The sequence below is a fragment of the Micromonospora sp. NPDC049048 genome, assembly GCF_043197615.1.
In the GTDB taxonomy this organism is placed as follows: Bacteria; Actinomycetota; Actinomycetes; order Mycobacteriales; family Micromonosporaceae; genus Micromonospora.
On the sequence record NZ_JBICTM010000005.1, the window covers coordinates 1 to 16,494 of the forward strand.

Annotated in this window: 17 protein-coding genes, 1 tRNA gene and 2 pseudogenes; 9 read left to right on the plus strand and 11 right to left on the minus strand. The window is 68.6% G+C overall.

The annotated features are described in order from the left end of the window. Both ACGFIG_RS16950 and ACGFIG_RS16955 read right to left on the minus strand, forming a co-directional pair. The coding region (locus tag ACGFIG_RS16950; protein WP_393003803.1) for an AAA family ATPase at positions 1 to 2,409 on the minus strand (2,409 nt) is incomplete at its 3' end. 287 nt (positions 2,410 to 2,696) lie between these two features. Beyond that, complete coding sequence (locus tag ACGFIG_RS16955; protein ID WP_393003805.1) at positions 2,697 to 3,470, minus strand: hypothetical protein; 774 nt, start codon at positions 3,468 to 3,470, stop codon at positions 2,697 to 2,699. A gap of 231 nt (positions 3,471 to 3,701) precedes the next feature. On the opposite strand from ACGFIG_RS16955, the gene ACGFIG_RS16960 reads away from it, so the two are divergent. The 3 genes from ACGFIG_RS16960 to ACGFIG_RS16970 all read left to right on the plus strand — a co-directional run bounded on the left by ACGFIG_RS16960 (position 3,702) and on the right by ACGFIG_RS16970 (position 6,409). Then, positions 3,702 to 4,280 carry a GrpB family protein gene (locus ACGFIG_RS16960; RefSeq protein WP_393003807.1) on the plus strand — a complete coding sequence of 193 codons (579 nt, stop codon included), beginning with the start codon at positions 3,702 to 3,704 and terminating at the stop codon, positions 4,278 to 4,280. Positions 4,281 to 4,751: 471 nt separating this feature from the next. Further along, complete coding sequence (locus ACGFIG_RS16965) at positions 4,752 to 5,690, plus strand: cyclase family protein (protein ID WP_393003809.1); 939 nt, start codon at positions 4,752 to 4,754, stop codon at positions 5,688 to 5,690. A 257-nt stretch (positions 5,691 to 5,947) separates the two neighbouring features. Then, positions 5,948 to 6,409 (plus strand): hypothetical protein, encoded by a 462-nt coding sequence (locus ACGFIG_RS16970; protein WP_393003811.1) that lies wholly within the window; start codon positions 5,948 to 5,950, stop codon positions 6,407 to 6,409. 372 nt (positions 6,410 to 6,781) lie between these two features. On the opposite strand, the pseudogene ACGFIG_RS16975 reads toward ACGFIG_RS16970, so the two are convergent. The 5 genes and pseudogenes from ACGFIG_RS16975 to ACGFIG_RS16995 form a co-directional block, all read right to left on the minus strand. Continuing rightward, positions 6,782 to 7,379: pseudogene (locus ACGFIG_RS16975) on the minus strand (YdeI family protein). A gap of 142 nt (positions 7,380 to 7,521) precedes the next feature. Further along, complete coding sequence (locus ACGFIG_RS16980; RefSeq protein WP_393003813.1) at positions 7,522 to 7,695, minus strand: hypothetical protein; 174 nt, start codon at positions 7,693 to 7,695, stop codon at positions 7,522 to 7,524. Next, positions 7,692 to 7,909: pseudogene (locus ACGFIG_RS16985) on the minus strand (hypothetical protein). The gene ACGFIG_RS16980 and the pseudogene ACGFIG_RS16985 overlap by 4 nt, the downstream one beginning before the upstream one ends. Positions 7,910 to 8,248: 339 nt before the next feature. Continuing rightward, positions 8,249 to 9,460, minus strand: a complete 1,212-nt coding sequence (locus tag ACGFIG_RS16990) for a helix-turn-helix domain-containing protein (protein ID WP_393003815.1) — start codon at positions 9,458 to 9,460, stop codon at positions 8,249 to 8,251. A 249-nt stretch (positions 9,461 to 9,709) separates the two neighbouring features. Then, entirely contained in the window at positions 9,710 to 9,898 is a 189-nt protein-coding gene (locus ACGFIG_RS16995; RefSeq protein ID WP_393003817.1) for a hypothetical protein, read from the minus strand. Positions 9,899 to 10,033: 135 nt separating this feature from the next. On the opposite strand from ACGFIG_RS16995, the gene ACGFIG_RS17000 reads away from it, so the two are divergent. Next, entirely contained in the window at positions 10,034 to 10,573 is a 540-nt protein-coding gene (locus tag ACGFIG_RS17000) for a hypothetical protein (protein WP_393003819.1), read from the plus strand. Here ACGFIG_RS17000 and ACGFIG_RS17005 read toward each other — a convergent pair. Further along, entirely contained in the window at positions 10,553 to 11,233 is a 681-nt protein-coding gene (locus ACGFIG_RS17005; RefSeq protein WP_393003821.1) for a transposase, read from the minus strand. The two genes, ACGFIG_RS17000 and ACGFIG_RS17005, sit on opposite strands and share 21 nt — an antisense overlap. A 131-nt stretch (positions 11,234 to 11,364) precedes the next feature. Here ACGFIG_RS17005 and ACGFIG_RS17010 point away from each other — a divergent pair, with 131 nt between their 5' ends. Continuing rightward, complete coding sequence (locus ACGFIG_RS17010; protein WP_393003823.1) at positions 11,365 to 11,997, plus strand: tyrosine-type recombinase/integrase; 633 nt, start codon at positions 11,365 to 11,367, stop codon at positions 11,995 to 11,997. Between the two features lie 57 nt (positions 11,998 to 12,054). On the opposite strand, the gene ACGFIG_RS17015 is transcribed toward ACGFIG_RS17010, so the two are convergent. Then, a tRNA-Val gene (locus ACGFIG_RS17015) sits at positions 12,055 to 12,129 on the minus strand. Positions 12,130 to 12,231: 102 nt separating this feature from the next. Then, positions 12,232 to 12,807, minus strand: a complete 576-nt coding sequence (locus tag ACGFIG_RS17020) for a TIGR02611 family protein (RefSeq protein ID WP_393003825.1) — start codon at positions 12,805 to 12,807, stop codon at positions 12,232 to 12,234. A gap of 273 nt (positions 12,808 to 13,080) precedes the next feature. Between ACGFIG_RS17020 and ACGFIG_RS17025 the strand changes: the two genes are divergently transcribed. Beyond that, complete coding sequence (locus ACGFIG_RS17025; protein WP_053653619.1) at positions 13,081 to 13,512, plus strand: SsgA family sporulation/cell division regulator; 432 nt, start codon at positions 13,081 to 13,083, stop codon at positions 13,510 to 13,512. Positions 13,513 to 13,615: 103 nt separating this feature from the next. Here ACGFIG_RS17025 and ACGFIG_RS17030 read toward each other — a convergent pair whose 3' ends face one another. Then, a complete protein-coding gene (locus tag ACGFIG_RS17030; RefSeq protein ID WP_393003827.1) occupies positions 13,616 to 14,392 on the minus strand; it encodes a glucose 1-dehydrogenase in 777 nt (258 codons plus the stop codon). Positions 14,393 to 14,595: 203 nt separating this feature from the next. Here ACGFIG_RS17030 and ACGFIG_RS17035 point away from each other — a divergent pair, with 203 nt between their 5' ends. Genes ACGFIG_RS17035 through ACGFIG_RS17045 form a run of 3 tightly spaced genes read left to right on the plus strand, consistent with a single transcriptional unit; the run spans position 14,596 to position 16,473 of the window. Further along, positions 14,596 to 15,498 carry a helix-turn-helix transcriptional regulator gene (locus tag ACGFIG_RS17035; protein WP_393003829.1) on the plus strand — a complete coding sequence of 301 codons (903 nt, stop codon included), beginning with the start codon at positions 14,596 to 14,598 and terminating at the stop codon, positions 15,496 to 15,498. Positions 15,499 to 15,505: 7 nt separating this feature from the next. Beyond that, positions 15,506 to 15,961 (plus strand): RrF2 family transcriptional regulator, encoded by a 456-nt coding sequence (locus ACGFIG_RS17040; RefSeq protein ID WP_393003831.1) that lies wholly within the window; start codon positions 15,506 to 15,508, stop codon positions 15,959 to 15,961. Next, a complete protein-coding gene (locus ACGFIG_RS17045) occupies positions 15,961 to 16,473 on the plus strand; it encodes a GNAT family N-acetyltransferase (protein WP_393003833.1) in 513 nt (170 codons plus the stop codon). Before ACGFIG_RS17040 ends, ACGFIG_RS17045 begins: the two co-directional genes overlap by 1 nt. Positions 16,474 to 16,494: the final 21 nt, after the last annotated feature.

The window sequence follows — 16,494 nt, forward strand, 5'->3', positions numbered from 1 at the left end:
CACACAACCACGAGACTCAGCGGTGGCTGCTCCATGCCCACGGACAAAACCACACCGCCACAGCAGGCCAGAACGGATCTCCTGCTGGAGTACTAGGGCGAAGGCGACGAAGTCACCGCGCAATCTAGTGACATGGTCAGTGCGCTGTTCCAGGTCCGTCAACGACCGATCCTGCCACTCGTAGAGCTGACGCACATCGTCCTCGTAGCTCTTGGCTGCTATGGGCAGGGCATTCGCCGCGCCCGCCGCCCGAATCCCCCGCAGGAGGTCGGAGGGAGTGGCGAGAGCGGTGATCACCTGCCGCCACCAAGGCCGCTGCCAACGGCGCAGCAACTCGTATGCCGTGACCCGAAGCCTCGGGTCGGTAGCAGTCACCGTCAGCGCCATCCGCACCGAGGTCAGGGCGGTCCGCCGTTCCCGTCGACGCCACGCGATCACGGCAAGTGCGAGTAGCGCCCGGCAGAGCCCGGCCGGATACTCCTGCGGCAGCCCACGGATCTCGTCGAGGACCGCACGGATCTTCTCGTTAGCCTCGTCCAGTGAACGGCGCCGGGAGGAGGCAAGCGCCAGGTCGATTCGCGCCTCCAACGCATGTCGGTCGTCGGGTGCACCCTCCGCTGCGGCCACCTCGTAGTGGAGCAATGCTCGGTCCGAGTCCCCGAGCATCTCGTACACGTGCCCCAACTGCTTGTGGGCCACACACCGCGCAGCCGCATCGTCAGCCAGTTCGATGGCGGCCAGGTAGGAGCGCAGCGCCTGCTCGGGGACACCGCGGTACAACTGAAGAAGGCCCCGCTGACTCGCCAGCCGACTGCGCAGCAGTGGTGCAGGCAGCTGGCCGACCAGCGGCTCTGCCCGCTGTAGCGCCTCCTCGCCACCAGCAACATCGCCTCGCTGCGGCAGCTTGCCGGAAAGTCGCAGCCACATCTCGGCGGCGAGTGCGAGATCGCCGACCGACTCCGCCGCGCGGGCGCCTATCCGCACAAGCGCGAGATAATCATCCCAACGGCCTGTGTGGTTGAGCCGGTCGAGCAGTGAGCGCTTCTGGCAGATCCGCACCACCAGCCTCGAAAACCCTAGCTTCTCGAGCCGGTATGCAAGCGCCGCCGCTATCGATTCCGCAGACGCTGCCTCGTCTGGCCCCGCCTCCAACACTGCGTGAACCATGTCTTGCGCGAGAAGGGCGACAGTGTCAGAGGCGACGGCCAGAGCGGCCTCCTGCACGAGCTCGGAGATCCGAATCTCGGGCTCCAACATCTCGACCATCGCGCTGCGCAGCAGTTCGAAACCGGCGTCGGCTACCTCGGGCCCACTGAATACGGGTGACCATCCGATCAGGCGCGAGGGTGCGATCCCGACGACCGGCAGCAAGCGGAACAACAGGATTCGGTCCGCCTCGGGCAAAGCCTTGATCATTTCCTGCACAGTCGTGGTCTGCGCCTTCATCGCGGCCAGTTGCCGCCGTGCGACGGCCGATGGCAGCCGGTCACACCGAGCCAGAGCAAACAACAGCGACCTTGGATGGCGCCTCACCGCCGCCGGTGCAGCGGCTAGCACGTCTGCAGAGTCGACTGCGAGTCTCAGGTATCCGACGGCCGTCTCCGCCAGCGCCGCCGCCTCCTCGTCGCTGAGCGCCTCGACATGTACGACGACCGCCGGATCTCCAGGCGGTGGCCGCCGCCGCGCGGTCGCGAGGACCCTCAAGCGCGGGAGGTCGGTGAAGGTGCGGAGCAGGACTGAACGGCGCTGGTCGTCGAGCCAGTCCAAGCCGTCCAGCACGAGGAGGACCGGTAGATCCGCCGCCACCGCCGCCAGCTTCTTGAGGGCTACCTCGTCGGGCAGGCGCTGCAGTAGCTCCGCGTCAAGGTTGATCCCGTGCGAGCGCAGGAACCGGTTCAGTTCGGTATGCAGGTACCCAGGCTCCACCGCTGCCGGGCCGTCGAAGCTGACCACGACTGCCTCGGGAAGGCGATCCGCCACCAGTGCGGTGACCTGCGCTAGGAGTACCGTCTTGCCGCTGCCGGGCAGCCCGACCAACACGACCGGTGGACCGCCGGCGAGCAGATTGTCGATGGTGGACCTGACCACCGCTTCGCGGGTCCACGGAACCCCTCGGTCGAGTCCGACGACTGCCTTCTCGGTGCCGAAGGGAATGGGATCGCGGTGTGGGACGGGTGCCTCGCCGGTGCCGTCCGGGCGTGAGCCGATCGGCCGCTCCGAGAACCAGGCCACAAGGACGCCAAGAACGACAACGATTACCAGCAGGATGCCGGCCCACCGGAACGGGTGGCGCCGGATCATCTCCAAGCCGTACGGCCACGTTGCGTCGACGTTGCTGGCCGCGTTAACCGAGATGGCGAGGAGTCCTCCGGCCAGGAATACGGACAGGGCAGTCAGGAGCGACGCCACCACCCACCGTCGCCGACTCGGCACCCTCGACCTCCAGACTGGTTGGCTTCATGGTAGGCGGTCTGCACTCCTCGCCGATGTGGCCGAAGGACCGAGGACGGTAGGTACGCGGCGCAGGCACAGACTCTCGCTGCCGTGCCACGGATGAGTGGGCGGCAACCGAAGGTGGCACGGTCGCCGCCATCGGCGAGGTAGGTAGATCATCGAGTCGGCGCCTGCCGGCGCAGGGTCAGCCGGTGACCGTACTGGTATGGGCCTTATTCGGGAGGGGCGCGCTCGGGCCGGTGTCACCCTTGGCGCACGGTGTCCCACAGATCCGGGTGGCGGTGATGATTGCGGGCACCGGTCTCCAGGACCGCGCGCAGCGGGGAGAGATGCTCGGTGTCCGCGGGTAGGTGGAGACGGTTCAACAGGGCGAGCGCCGGCCCCGGTTCGAGGTCGCCGTAGACGTCGTGGTAGCTGGTCAGCAAGCCTCTGAACAACGCAGGGTGCAGCTCGGGCACGGCCGTGGCGATCTCATAGACATCGTGTTTGCAGGTCCAGCGCACCGGCCCCGAGTGCTCCAGGACCCGGGCGATTCGGCGGTGCACAGGGTCGGTCGCCAGATCGCGAAGACGCTGTCGGGCGAGCATGTCGCGCACGTCGTCGCCGGCCACCTTCGAGAACGCCTCCTCGACGGTGTCGAGGTCCTCGAACCAGTCGACCCACAGCGAGTACAACACCTGCCTGGCCGGCTCGGTGGCTTCCAGGCGCTGTCGGTATCCCGCCCAGAAGACGTCAATGACCACCGGGTCCGCCTGTTCGGCGATGAAGAGACGCAGCTCGACGGTCACCCAGTACTCGTCGAGCAGATCGAGCAGGCCAAGGCCCGTACGTAGCCGCCGCACCGGGGTCAGCCGGTCGTCTCCCAGCGCCACGGCCGTCCACTCATGGGCGAGATCGTTGTCGGATCGCTCGATGTGACCCGACGGGCTGGACTCCTGCCAGCGTCCCTCACCGAGCGGCGTCACGCCCTGTTCGGCCAGCCAGCTCAGCGCTTCGTCCGCCTCGGGTCCGTGCACCCCAGGATTGTCGGCGATGCGGGACCAGCACCGCCACCACCTGCCACCGGGCATCGACCGACCTGCGGACATGGCGTACGACGCCGATCGAGGGGCCCGCTCTGCGTGCACCGTTCTCGGCGGTTCCGGACGGCCGCCCACCCGAGGCCGGATACCACGAGTGATTGCCTCGCCAGAAGGAACAATGAGACGGACCGCCCGGCCCGTACTGCGTACTGAAAGGCGGCTCCCGTGAAGGGCACACCGGTCACCCTCAGCCCGTACGACCCGCAATGGGCTGTGCTGTTCGAGCAGGAGCGGGTCAGCCTCGAAACCGCTCTGGCGCAATGGCTGGTCGGGCCAGTCGAGCACATCGGCTCCACATCGGTTCCCGGGCTGGCGGCGAAGCCGATCATCGACATGATGGCGCCGGTGGGCAGTCTGCCAGAGGCGGCAGCCGCCATCGAGATCGTGACCGCTCTCGGCTACCGCAAGGGCATTCACCGTCCGAAGGAAGCGCACTACTTCTTCAAGCCGGAGACCGACAACTGGTGGGAACGCACCCACCAACTTCATCTCACCGAGCCGACCTCTCTGCTCTGGCGGCGACGAATCGCCTTCCGCGATGCGCTCCGGTGCCGGGCGGACTACAGGTCCCGGTACGAGCGACTGAAGCGCGATCTCGCGCAAGCTCACGGCGCCGACCTCATGGCCTACGCACGCGATAAGGACGACTTCGTCAACGAGGTCCTCGGCGTACGCGACAAGACGGCGGCTCCGCCCGTCAGCGCGCCTCGGAGACCGGGGCGGTCTCCCTCAGCCGACGGATGAGGCCGAGCGGTCGCCGATCTGCGCAGGGACGTCGCGGCCATCGGCTACCCGATCGCCAGATTCAGCAATCCAGGAATTTCCGTCAGCCGTTTTCTCGTCACCAGTGCCGCGCCTCGGTTACCGCAAGCAGTCGTCGCCGCAGGAGTGGGCGGAGTAGAGCGGTAATGGTCACAAGTTCCGCCATGGGCGCACCATGGCAGTGCCAACCGCGAGTTTGAGAATCTCTTTCCGCTGACCTGATCCCCCTGAAGTGCCTGGTCAGCTGAGGTGCCCTGCGTCCGATCATGACCGCGCCCAGCGGGATCAGGCTAACGATTTCGTACGCGATTGGCGGGTGTGGACCCGACCTCGGAGGCAACGCTACTCGTCAGCGGGTCTCGGCATGTCAAGGCGAGGGCGGGGATACCCTGCCTGCGGTGCCTCGCACCGCATGACGGAGGAGTCGATGCTGGGATGACGGCAGGGCGACTGATGCCCACACAGGACGACGTGCTCGGGTACTTCGACACGCTGTCGAACTGGGGACGGTGGGGCGACGACGACGAGATCGGGACTCTGAACCACATTACCGACGACGTCCGGGTGGCCGCGGCGCGAGCCGTGCGGCACGGCAGGAGCGTGTCGTGCGCATGGGAGATCGCCGTACCGGACGAGATGGAGCGGTCGACGACGACATGCCCGTGCGCGGCCGACATGCCGGGTGCCGAGAACATGCCGTTGCCGGGATTCCGCGCCGATCGGCTCTGGGGCTTTTCGTCCGAGCGGCTGGGCATCACGTTCCACGGCAATACCGTCACCCATGTCGACTCACCGTGCCACGTTTTCTGGGACGGCATGATGTACAACGGGCGGTCGCACTCTTTGGTCGACGCCGCGACGGGATCGGGGTGGGCGGCCGTCACGGCGGCGGCGAACGGGATCGTCACGCGTGGTGTCCTGCTGGACATCGCGCGGGTCCGTGGCGTGCCGTGGTTAAAACCGGGGCAGGCCGTGTTTCCCGACGATCTCGAGGAGGCCGAGCGTCTCCAGGGTGTGCGGGTGCGATCCGGCGATGCGGTACTGCTGCGGACCGGCTATGGCCGCGTCCGGCACGAGGTCGGTGCGGCAAGTGGCGTCACACAGTCCGGCTGGCACGCGTCCTGCCTGCCGTGGCTGCACGAACGGGAGGTCGCGCTGATCGGTGCCGACACCCCCCAGGACGTTCAACCGTCGGGGTACGAAAAGGTGTTGATGCCGGTTCACGCCGTGAGCCTCGTCGCGATGGGTCTGTGGCTGCTCGACAACTGCGACCTGGAGGAATGTGCGACGACGGCTGCCGAGTTCGGCCAGTGGGACTTCCACCTCGCGGTCGCGCCGGTCCGCTTCGCCGGCACGTCCGGCAGCCCGGTCAACCCGATCGCCACCTTCTGAACCTGAGCACCCCAGCTCGGCGGGCCTGGATCGAACCGCCCTCTCGTGTCCCGGCCGGTACCTGCGATCGCGTCAGGATGCGGTGACGGAGGCATCGCCCTCTACTTTCGTGTGGTGTTGCGGGCAACGTACGGGCTTTCCCCGGTGACACCGGAAGTGCACGCTGACGCAAGAGGTGTGCACCCTTCGTTAAGGACAGCCGTGCGTGTGGCAGGCATCCTCGTTGCAGAACGTCCGCAACAGACAGGGGAAAACCAATGCTAGCTATACGGAAGACCCGGGTCCTGGCGGCCGCCGCCGCAGTCGCTACGCTGCTCACCATCGCCGCTTCTCCGGCGCGGGCGGAAACCACGCTGGAGGTGAGACCGGGACTCAGCCCGTTCTATGCCAACGGCAAGAACAACGGACCCCGGGAGTACGTGACCCGCAACCTCAGCACGGAGGCCCGGAACCAGTACCTGCGCAGCTGCAAGTTGCGCTACTCCTGCTACGCCGTGGGAGAGGGCGACGGCCAGCACACCTTCTTCGAGCTCTACTACTGCGACAAACGGACCCTCGCGAACTTCCTGGGCCGTGGCGCCGCCGTCAACCACCAGGAAGGCGGCGCGGTCGTGGAACTCCTCTGGCTGAACGATGTCGTGGAACAGCGGATCAAGCCGGACAACGTGCCGGTCTCCGTCGAAACCTGGGACCCGATCTGGTACATCGATCCGTGCTGACCCATGAACAGGCCCGCGCCATCGTGGTCCGGGGGCCACGGCGCAGGCGCACAGTCGGCTCGGAGAGGCCGCCGCCGGCACGGGGGTGCAGGAGACCATCCTGCCGCCGACGGCAGACCCGCACGGGCCGTAGCGCGTACAGGTGGTGGAACGATCAGCCACCGTACGCCTCGACGCAGTGACAGGCCGGCCCTCCCGAACTGAGGGGCGGACCGGCCTGTCACTGCGGTCGCCGTTAAGCGCCAACGGCACGCTGGACAGGAGAGTCACCGACACCGACACCGCGCAGTCGACCAGAGTCACCACCGAGCCGTCGGCAACGACCGCTCCCAGAGTCGCGGCCAGAGGAGTATCCACTTCTCGGCAAGCCAGCTACGACAAGTGCGGAGGCTTGGCCTTCTGCGGGTAGATCGTCTCGTGGCGGGCCAGCATGGCGACGAACTCGCCGATCTTCCGCTCGCGGGTCTGTGCCCGCTTGACCGCGTTGACGCGGTGGATGAGAGCGAACCGGTTGGTTTTCGTGAGTACGTCGAACATGGCCTGGGCGGCGGGGTTGGCAGCGATAGCGGCGAGGAGGTCGGCCGGCACCTCGGCCTCCGACGGCGGGGCGTAGGCGGCCGCCCGTCCGCCTTCGCGGCTTCCACCGCGACGCGACCTGGGGGCAGCATCCGCCCCTGCGCCTCCAGCCGGGCCACGTGGGCGACGTTGCGTTGCGACCAGGAACTGCGGGGCCGGCGAGGGGTGAACCGGATCCAGGAGGTTTCCTGATCCCGCTTACGGGCCTGCCCGTCGATCCAGCCGAAACACAGGGCTTCGTCGACGGCCTGCTGCCAGGTCAGCGTCGTGACCGTGCCGCCCTTCCTGGTCAGGGCGAGCCAGACACCGGGCGACGTGGCGTGGTTGGCCGACAACCACGCCGCAGCGCGTCGGCGTCCGCGAAGATCAACTCATTCAATCCGGCGCTCACCATGACAGCAGGCTATCGCTGCACCATGGCAGCAGCCTCTGCCCCGATCGAACGCGTCCGGCCCACCCGCCCCGGTCCAGCACCGCCACCTCGAGCTGGTTGCCCAGTTCGCCGGTTGCTGCACTTCCCTGCTGTGCTTCTGGCGTCAGACGAGGCGCTGGATGCGGACCTTGGGGTGCTCGTTCCTGAGGTGGCCTTCCTTGTGTTGACGGACCTGCTCGTCCCAGACCTCTCGGTCGTAGTCCGGGTCAGGTGGGATCAACTTGTGGGAGCCGTCGCTGTAGTGGAACTTCTCGTCGCCGCGTCGCAGGATGTTCATCGGGTCCAGCCGAGGAATCGACGGTGCAGGTAGCCGGCGGGGACGTGGGCCAGGTCCGGGCGGCGTCGACGAGCTGGGCGGCCAGATAGAGGGCCAGCGAGACCGGGGCGCGTTCGTACTCGGCTCGCAGCTCCCGCCGCAGCGTCGGACATGGCCACGGCAGGTCACAGCCGCCACAGCTCCAGATAGGCAGTACCGGCCCGTGGCTGGTCACTGCTGATCATCCGCCTGCGGCCAGTGTCCCCGGTTGATCGGTATGCGGTGCCGGGCCCGGCACGGTAGGTCGGATCCGCAGCCGTAAATGCGCCGCCAGCGCTGCCAGGACCACACCGGCCGATGCCGCCGGGCGAAGGTCAACGCGGTGGCGGACAGGTAGCCGTCGTACGAGACGCGCCGCACGTACCCCTCCCTCGTCGCTCACGAGGGCGGCGGCTCCGTCGCCCCTGGCTGAGGGACGCGGTGACCGGGCGTGACTCGCACCGACCACCGCATCCCGTGAGCGAGAAGCTACGTTCGGCGGCGAAGCGGAATGGGTAAAGTTCCTACCCCTGGTTCAGGAGACGAGTCCGACCCTCATCGCCAGGTCACGAGCGTCATCCCGGGCGGCACGCGGACCGTCGAGCAGGTCCATGGTGATCTGGCGGGCGTACCCGTTGAACCGGACCGTCTCCGGAGCCGACTCGTACGCCTGTCGAAGCATCGCCACGGTCGCTTCCTTGTCGTCCTTGCCATAGTGCGCCCGCGCGACCTCGATGAGATGGCGTGCCCGACGCGGCCTCGACGGAATCGCCGCCGCATCATGGCGACGGGCCTGCCGCACCGCCTCGCCCGACTGCTGCAACTCCACCGCCACAGTCACCGCATGAGCGTTCATGATGACCCGGGAAAACGACGTCTGCGGCTGGTAGAAGCCCTCCGGCAGACGCTGCGCCACCTGATCCGCGCGGTCCCAGTACCGCCAGGCACGACCTTCCTCACCAGCACGAGCAGCGGTGTACGCAGCCTCGAAGTTGAGCGCACCCCACAACGCCAACAGATTCGTGCTCCCGTCAGCCGCCCGCGACTCCAACGCCGACAGCACCTCCAGCGTCACCCTCATCGCGGTGTCCCAGTCGCCGGCCTCCCGATGCACCTGGCACAGGAACCATCCCGCACGGGCGATCGCCTCCGGATCACCCGACTCCTGCGCCGCCACCATCGCCCGATCCGTCACCCGCCACAACAACTCGGCGGCAGGCTGATAGGCGATGAACATCTGCGCCAACCCGAGCGTCTCCGCCCACAGAGCCTGCGCCGCCCGCCGCTGGTCACCCTCGTACGCCAACACGGCCCGCTGCCCGTCCCGCAACAACTCCGGCAACAACCCGCCCACCACCGTACGGTGATCCGCCGCCTGATGACGCGCCCGCCACCCTGCCGCAAGCCGCTGCCGCAGACCCGACAACGACTCCGGCGGGGCGTCATCGGGAAGCGCGACAAGATTCAAGGCAGCCCGGACCGACACCAGCGCCCGATGCTCCGGCCCGTTCACCACAGCAGACCGATCGCCCAACTCTGCCGCCAAGACAGACACGTCGATCTTAAGAGCACGCGCGATCCGATCCAGCATGTGAATACGCGGCGGCAGAATCCGATCCGTCTCCACCGCCTTGACCCACTCGGCGCTGCGGCCCACCAACCCGCCCAGCACCGTCCGAGTCTTCCCCGACCGCTCCCGATAGACCTTCAACCTCTGCCCGAACGTCAACTCCGGCAAGGAATCCACCCGGCACCTCCTCGCGTAGCGCAGGATGCGGCACCGACCCATCGGCCGCCGCCACGGCCAACGCTACCGACCAGTCCGACTCCTCATAACCCCTCACAAGCCAGCGACAACTCGCGCCCTGGCAGGTATCCGGACCTCTCGCTTGTAAGTTCTGGGCGCTCCGTCTCGACGCGTCCGCGTACGTCTCCGACCTCGGGCGCTGATCCGTAGCCCTCCGTCGCCGGCCCCAGACGTCCGGCCCTGTTGCTGTCACACCGTTGCTGTCGACAGCAGCTGCGCCACCTGCATTCGGTAGACCTCGCGCAACAGACTGTCAGCTTGGGAATCGAATTGATCTGCACCGCCCATAGCCTTGCAGGCTGGCAGCGGAGCACCAAGAACCGGTTTGCCGTCGCCCACCTGCCGCTGATCACCGGCTTTGACCGCTGCTTCGGGCACGCACCTGGCACGCCGGTCCGCCCGACGGGGAAGACAGCCCGCTCCGGCAACATACCCAGCCCTCTGCCCAAATCTACGCAAAAAGTCACTCATCGGACAACATCAGCGTTTGACGCCTTACGCAAGAATCAGCGAGTGGCCACCAACGACTACCTTGCGTTGATCAACGTCAGCCTTGGAGGAGCCATTGCAGGCGTTTCTGCCCTCCTTACAAGCTACTTAAGCAATAGGCACGATAGAGCCAAGTTCGAACGCGAGAGAACTCTGGTTGATCAGACCCACCGCCGCGAGCGGGTGGGCGATGTTTATTTGGAGCTACTTGCCTTTCTGCGGCGGCAACTCGAATCAGTCGAAGGGCCCCTCGACGGACGCAAGCCCGAATCGGTTCCGATGGAGCAACACGCAAGAGTTGAAGCCCTCACGAGGATCTACGGCAGCGCCGAGGTTTGGCGGCTCCTAAAGATGTACTACCTTGTCCTTGGCGGCCTAAACGGAATCGACCGAGAAGATGTCGATTCGAGACGTGCACAATACAAGAAGATGGAGGCATTGGTTAATGCAGTAGCCACTCAAATTCGAATAGAGATGGGAACGGTTCCTGACGGCAGCTCTTTGAGAGTAAAGAAGCGGCGGCGCTATCGGAGGCAAATCGACTCATGGGAGGCCGCCACCTAGCCATCCCGATGCTCCTATGGAGGTCAAGGGGTGAGGGCGGCGAAGTCGGCGCGTAGGGCGGTGTAGACGTCGCGGACGATGTAGCGCTTGAGGCAGCGGAGGATTTCTTGCTTGCTGAGGCCTTCGGTGATGCGTCGTTGCTGGTAGGCGCGGGTGCGTGGGTCGTAGCGCAGGCGGCAGAGGGCGATGGTGTAGGGCGTGGTTGGCGCCGCGGTCGCCTCCTCGGTGGAGGCGGTGGCGGCGCACTCGTCCGGAGCTGGCGGGGATGGGTGCCGCTCGGCAGAGGTGGGCCAGGGCTGCTTCGGAGCGCAGCCGGTCGGGGTTGTCGCCGTCGGTGGTGAGCAGTTGGGCGGCGACCTCGGTGCCGACGCCGAACAGGGCGCTGGTGCGGGGTGCGGCTTGGCTGACCAGTGGTGTCAGTTGCCGGTCGAGCGTGGTGATCTCCTCGGTGAGCGCGGTGACCCGTCGGGCAAGGCCGGCCAGCGCGGCAGCGGTGGCCTGTTCCGGGTCGTTGAGCTCGGTGGGGTCCACCTCAGACCCATGAGCGGCCTGACAGATTCCGTTCGGCAACTCGACCGACCGACCGTCGACCGGTCCGCGGTGAGACGTCACCAGGGTTGAAAGCCACGGAAGGTAGAGCTGTCGCGTGGTCCCGGTCATCTCCGGGACTCGTCACCAGGTCCCTTCACGGACCCAGAAGTGACGCGCGGGGCGGGGCGTGGTTTGCGGGCCGGCTGACTTTCCGCCCCGGCGCCGCAGGCGGCCGGGGCGGCGGCTCCGTCAGGAGCCGGTTGCCGCGCCCCGGCCCGCGCCGCGCGGAGCGCCTTGACCTGACCAGGAAGACGGTCGAGCTGGTCCGGGTCGCCGTGGAGGTCGCGGGCACGGTCACGATCAAGCCCTACCCGAAGTCGCAGGCAGGTCGGCGTACGGTCCCGGTCCCGGACTTCGCGTTCGAGCTGCTGACGGCCCATCGCGACGTCTTCCCCGCCGGTCCCCGCGGTGAGGTCTTCACCAACTCGTCCGCCGGTCCGCTACGCCGGACGCTGTTCCGCGCTCGCGTCTGGCGGCCGTCGCTGGTCCGTGCCGGCCTGCTCGGGAACGTGAGTCGGCTCGGGCACTTCAAGTGGCGTGCGGCCTGGCTCGACCTCGAAGGCGTCGAGTGGACGGCGGAGTTCACCACCGAGCGGGAAGCGGTCGCGCACGTGGCCAAGATGGCGCCGGGCGGGCTGCGCTTTCACGACCTGCGGCACTCGTACGCCACGGAGCTGGTGTCGCGGGGCGTCCCGGTCAACGACGTCCAGGCCGTGATGGGCCATGAGAAACCGTCGACCACCCTGAACCTCTACACCCACCGATCCGACGGGCGGGATCAACGCATCCGCGAGGCGTTCGCTGACGATCCGCTGACGCCCAACGACGACTGACGATGGAATCAGCAAGAGCCACCCTCATCCGAGGGTGGCTCTTCTGCGTTACTTCGATGGTGGGCGATACTGGGATCGAACCAGTGACCTCTTCGGTGTGAACGAAGCGCTCTCCCGCTGAGCTAATCGCCCTCAGCGCCGATGACTCTACCTGATCGTGGGACCGGACCGGAAATCCGGGGTCCGCGTGCCGCGGGCGGTCGGTCGACCAGGCGATCCGCCCCGTCGGACCGGTCAGTGCGTCGCCAGGTAGTGCAGCGCCTCGGCGACCACGTCGATGCCGAAGCTGTACTTGAGCGACAGCCAGACCACCGAGCCGACGAAGACCAGGCCGACCGAGCCGAGCAGGAACCGTACGGTCAGCGATCGTTCCTTCACCCACTGCGTCCAGTTGTGCACGTGTCGGCGGGTGAAGCCGAGCAGTCGGCGGGCCCAGTGGAACTCGACGGCCCACACGCCGAGGCCGGCGATCACCAGCAGCCAGCCGGGGCCGGGCAGCGGGATGAGGGCGATGCCGATGGTGACGACGAGGGCGCCGGCGATGGCGATGAAGATCTTGAGGGTGACCCGTCCGGTCGGGTTGGCCCGGATCAGGGCGAGGGTGGTGCTCAACCGCTGCCGCCAGCGCGGTCGCTGCCGCCGCTCGGCCAGCGCCGTACGGCCCGCGCCGCCCTGGTCGGCTCCCGGCCGACCGGGCCGCTCGTGCTGTTCCATCGGCACTCCGTACCCCCGCTTTTCGGCTGTCCGGGCCGCGACTTTCGGCGGGTCCGGCACTGCCATCGGATCCACTGAGGATCGTTTCGTAACCATTTCCTCCCCCAGTGTGGCTCGCGCCCGTCACTGGAACGGACGACTGGACGTTACCGGAGTAAGTCGACGACTGAACCACCCGATGCCGGGCGGGATCACGCACTGGGCAGAACCGGAAATCCTACATGAATCTTCACATTCACGCGGCCTTTCCGACCCCCTTCCCACCACTGGGTGAAGTCAGCGTATGGCGGAGCGTAGCCAGGAGTAGCACCTGAGTATGGGAAAAGCGGGACACGCGCGTTCCGCAGCGGTGCCGGGGGGAGATCGTCCATGAGTGTCATCCGACCGACGACCGTAGAGGTCGAGACGTCGCTAAGGCTCGTCGCACCTGACGCCACCGCCTTGCCGGTGCGTGCCAGTCTGCGTTACGACCCTGCTGATCCGTATGCGGTCCATGTCCTGTTCCACGCCGAATCTGCCGGCGGCGAGGCGGTCAGCTGGTCGTTCGCCCGGGAGTTGCTGGTCACGGGTCTTGACGAGCCGGCCGGCATCGGGGACGTGCGGGTCTGGCCCTGGGCCACCCCGCGCGGGGACTTCGTCGCGCTGGCGCTGTCGTCGCCCGACGGCAACGCCCTGTTCGAGGTGCCGCGCAGCGTCCTGGTGCGCTTCCTGCGGCGGACCTACGTCGTCGTCCCGCGCGGTCGCGAGGCCGAGCACCTGGACGTCGACACCGCGGTGACCCGGCTGCTCGCCGGCCGCTGAACCACCGGCCGCACCGGCCGTCCGGGGCCGCGCGGATCTGCCGAGTCCGCGCGGCTCCGGCCCACCAGGGGGTACGCGCACCGTCTCCCGCCCTTCGTCAGGCTCAGCCGTGGGTGGTGATGCCGCCGTCGACCGGGATCACCGCACCGGTGAGGTACGCCCCGGCGCGCGACGACAGGTAGATCGCGGTGCCGGCCATGTCCTCCGGTCGGCCGATCCGGCCCAGCGGCACCTGCCCCTCGATGGCGGCCCGGGACGCGGGGTCGTCCAGCGCGAACGCCATCATCCTGCTCTCGAACGGCCCGGGGGCGATCGCGTTGACGGTGATCCGCTCGCCGGCGAGCTGGTGGGCCAGGCTGCGGGTGAGCATGTGCACGGCGGCCTTCGTCGCCGAGTACGCGTACACCTCCATCATCGGCACCCGGATGCCGTCGATGGAGCCGATGTTGATCACGCGGGCCGGGTCGTCGGCGCTGGCTGACGCGCGCAGCGCGGGCAGCAGCGCGGTGGTGAGCCGGAAGAGCGCCTTGACGTTGACGGCCCACAGCTTGTCGAACGCACTCTCCGGGTACGACTCCAGCGGCGCGCCCCACGTGGCGCCCGCGTTGTTGACCAGCACGTCGAGCCGGTCGAACCGCTCCCGTACGGCGGCGGCCAGCCCTTCGGCGCCGGCGTCGTGGCCGAGGTCGGCGGGGATGGCCTCGCAGCGCCCCTCGGCGGCGAGTTCCTTGGCCACGGCCTCGCAGACGTCCGCCTTGCGCGACGAGATGATCACGTGAGCGCCGGCCCGGACGAAGCCCTGGGCGATCATCAGGCCGATCCCTCGCGAGCCACCGGTGACCAGGACCGTCTTGCCTTCGACCGAGAACAGATCCGTCATGCCCATCCCATCGCGAGTCGGCCCGGGGCCGTCGGGCGGGGCGACCTGACCGGCGTGGGACCGGCTCCGGCCGTGCCTGGACCGGACGGCGCTACCGTTCGGTAACGTAGCCCGGCCCGCAGGACCTCGACAACCCCCGGCCGCCGAGCTGGGAAGCCTTCCCGGGATGCGTTGATCGTCGCTCCGGGCTACCGTCGCAGGCGATGGTCTCTTCCGGTCAGCTCTCCCCCGCCCCGCCCGACAACCCGGCGACCGCCCCCGCCGAGATCGACACCGTGGCCCTCGGTGACCTCGCCTCCGAGCCGCGCTGGCGGCGCCCGGTGCTGCTGGAGAGGGACCTGCTCGTGCTGACCACGGGCGGACACGGCACCGCCGAGCTGGATTTCCGCGCGCTGCCCTGCCGCCCCGGCACGCTGCTGCGGGTACGCGCCGGGCAGGTGCTGCGCTGCGCCGGCCCGCAGCTCGACGCGACGGTCGTGCGCTGGGAGCCGGCGGCGCTGCGCGGGCTCGACGTCGACCCGGACGCCGTCACGTCCTGGCTCCAGCTCGCGGGCGAGGACGAGGACGCGGTGATCAACGAGGTGAGCCAACTGGCCGTGGACTGCCTGCGGCACCGGGGCGTGGCCGCCGCACGCGGACTGCTCCGTCACCAGCTGGCCGTGCTGCTGCTCCGGCTGTCGCTGCTGCCCGCTGGCGCCCAGCGGGCGACCCGGGCGGAGGCGGCCACGTTCCACCGGCTCTGCCGGGAGGTCGAGCGCGGCTACCAGCACACCCGCCGCGTCGAGGACTACGCCGCCCGGCTGGGCTGCTCGGTGCGTACGCTCACCCGGGCCTGCCTGGCGGTGACCGGGCGCAGCGCCAAGCAGGTGGTCGACGAGCGGGTGGCCCTGCAGGCGAGCCGGCTGCTGGCGGCCACCGACGAGCCGATCGCCCGGATCGGCCGGCGGCTGGGTTTCTCCGAGCCGACGAACTTCGGCCGGTTCTTCACCCGCGAGGTCGGGATGAGCCCGGGCGCGTTCCGCGCGGCCCGCGAGCAGCCGGTACCCGGGGCGCCCGTCCGGCCGCGCCCGCCCGCCGACATGGCCGGTCGCCCCCGCGGGGCATGATGTCAGGGTGCAGATCTCCGCACGCGGCGACTACGCGGTACGGGCGGCGCTGAGCCTCGCCACCGCGTACCCTCAGCTGCTCTCCACCCAGGCCATCGCGGCGGAGCAGGACATGCCGCGCAAGTTCCTGGAGGCGGTCCTGGCCGACCTGCGGCGGGCCGGCATCGTCCGGGCGCAGCGCGGCGCCGAGGGCGGCTACACGCTGGCCCGCCCTCCACGCGAGGTGACCGTCGGCGCGGTGCTGCGCGCCGTGGAGGGCCCGCTGGCGGGGGTACGCGGGCTGCGCCCGGAGGAGACCAGCTACGAGGGCGCGGCGGAGAACCTGCCTGGGCTCTGGGTCGCGGTGCGGGCCGCCGTGCGGCGGGTCGTCGACGAGGTGAGCCTCGCGGAGATAGTCAGTGGCCGGCTGCCGGCCCACGTGCGTAGGTTGACCGCGTTGCCCGACGCCTGGGAGCCGCGCTGATGCCCACCCCCGTCCTGCGTACCGACCGGTTGCTGCTGGAGCCCTACCGGCCGGACGACGCCGAGGACTCCATCGCCCTGCTCACCGACCCCGAGGTGGGCCGGTTCATGGGCGACGGCCCGCTGAGCGCCGAGGAGGCCGGCGCCCTCTTCGGACGCGTGTTCACGAAGGTCTACGCCGAGGAGCTCTTCGACGTCTGGGCGGTGCGCCGGGACGGTCGCTTCGTCGGGCACGCCGAGATCAAGCGGACGGACCAGGTCGACGGCCACGAGATCATCTACGCGCTGGCGAAGCGGGCCTGGGGTGCGGGCCTGGGCACCGAGCTGGCCGGGGCCCTGGTCCGCTACGGCTTCGACACCCTCGGCCTGCCCCGTGTGTACGCGACGGTCGCCGACGCCAATCACACCTCGCTGGCGCTGCTCGGCAAGCTCGGCTTCGTCCACGAGCGCGACATCGCCGAGGACGACGGCAGCGTCACCCGCGTGCTCGTCGTCGACCGCGCCGGCGCCTGACACCCGCCCGCCCTCGCCGGA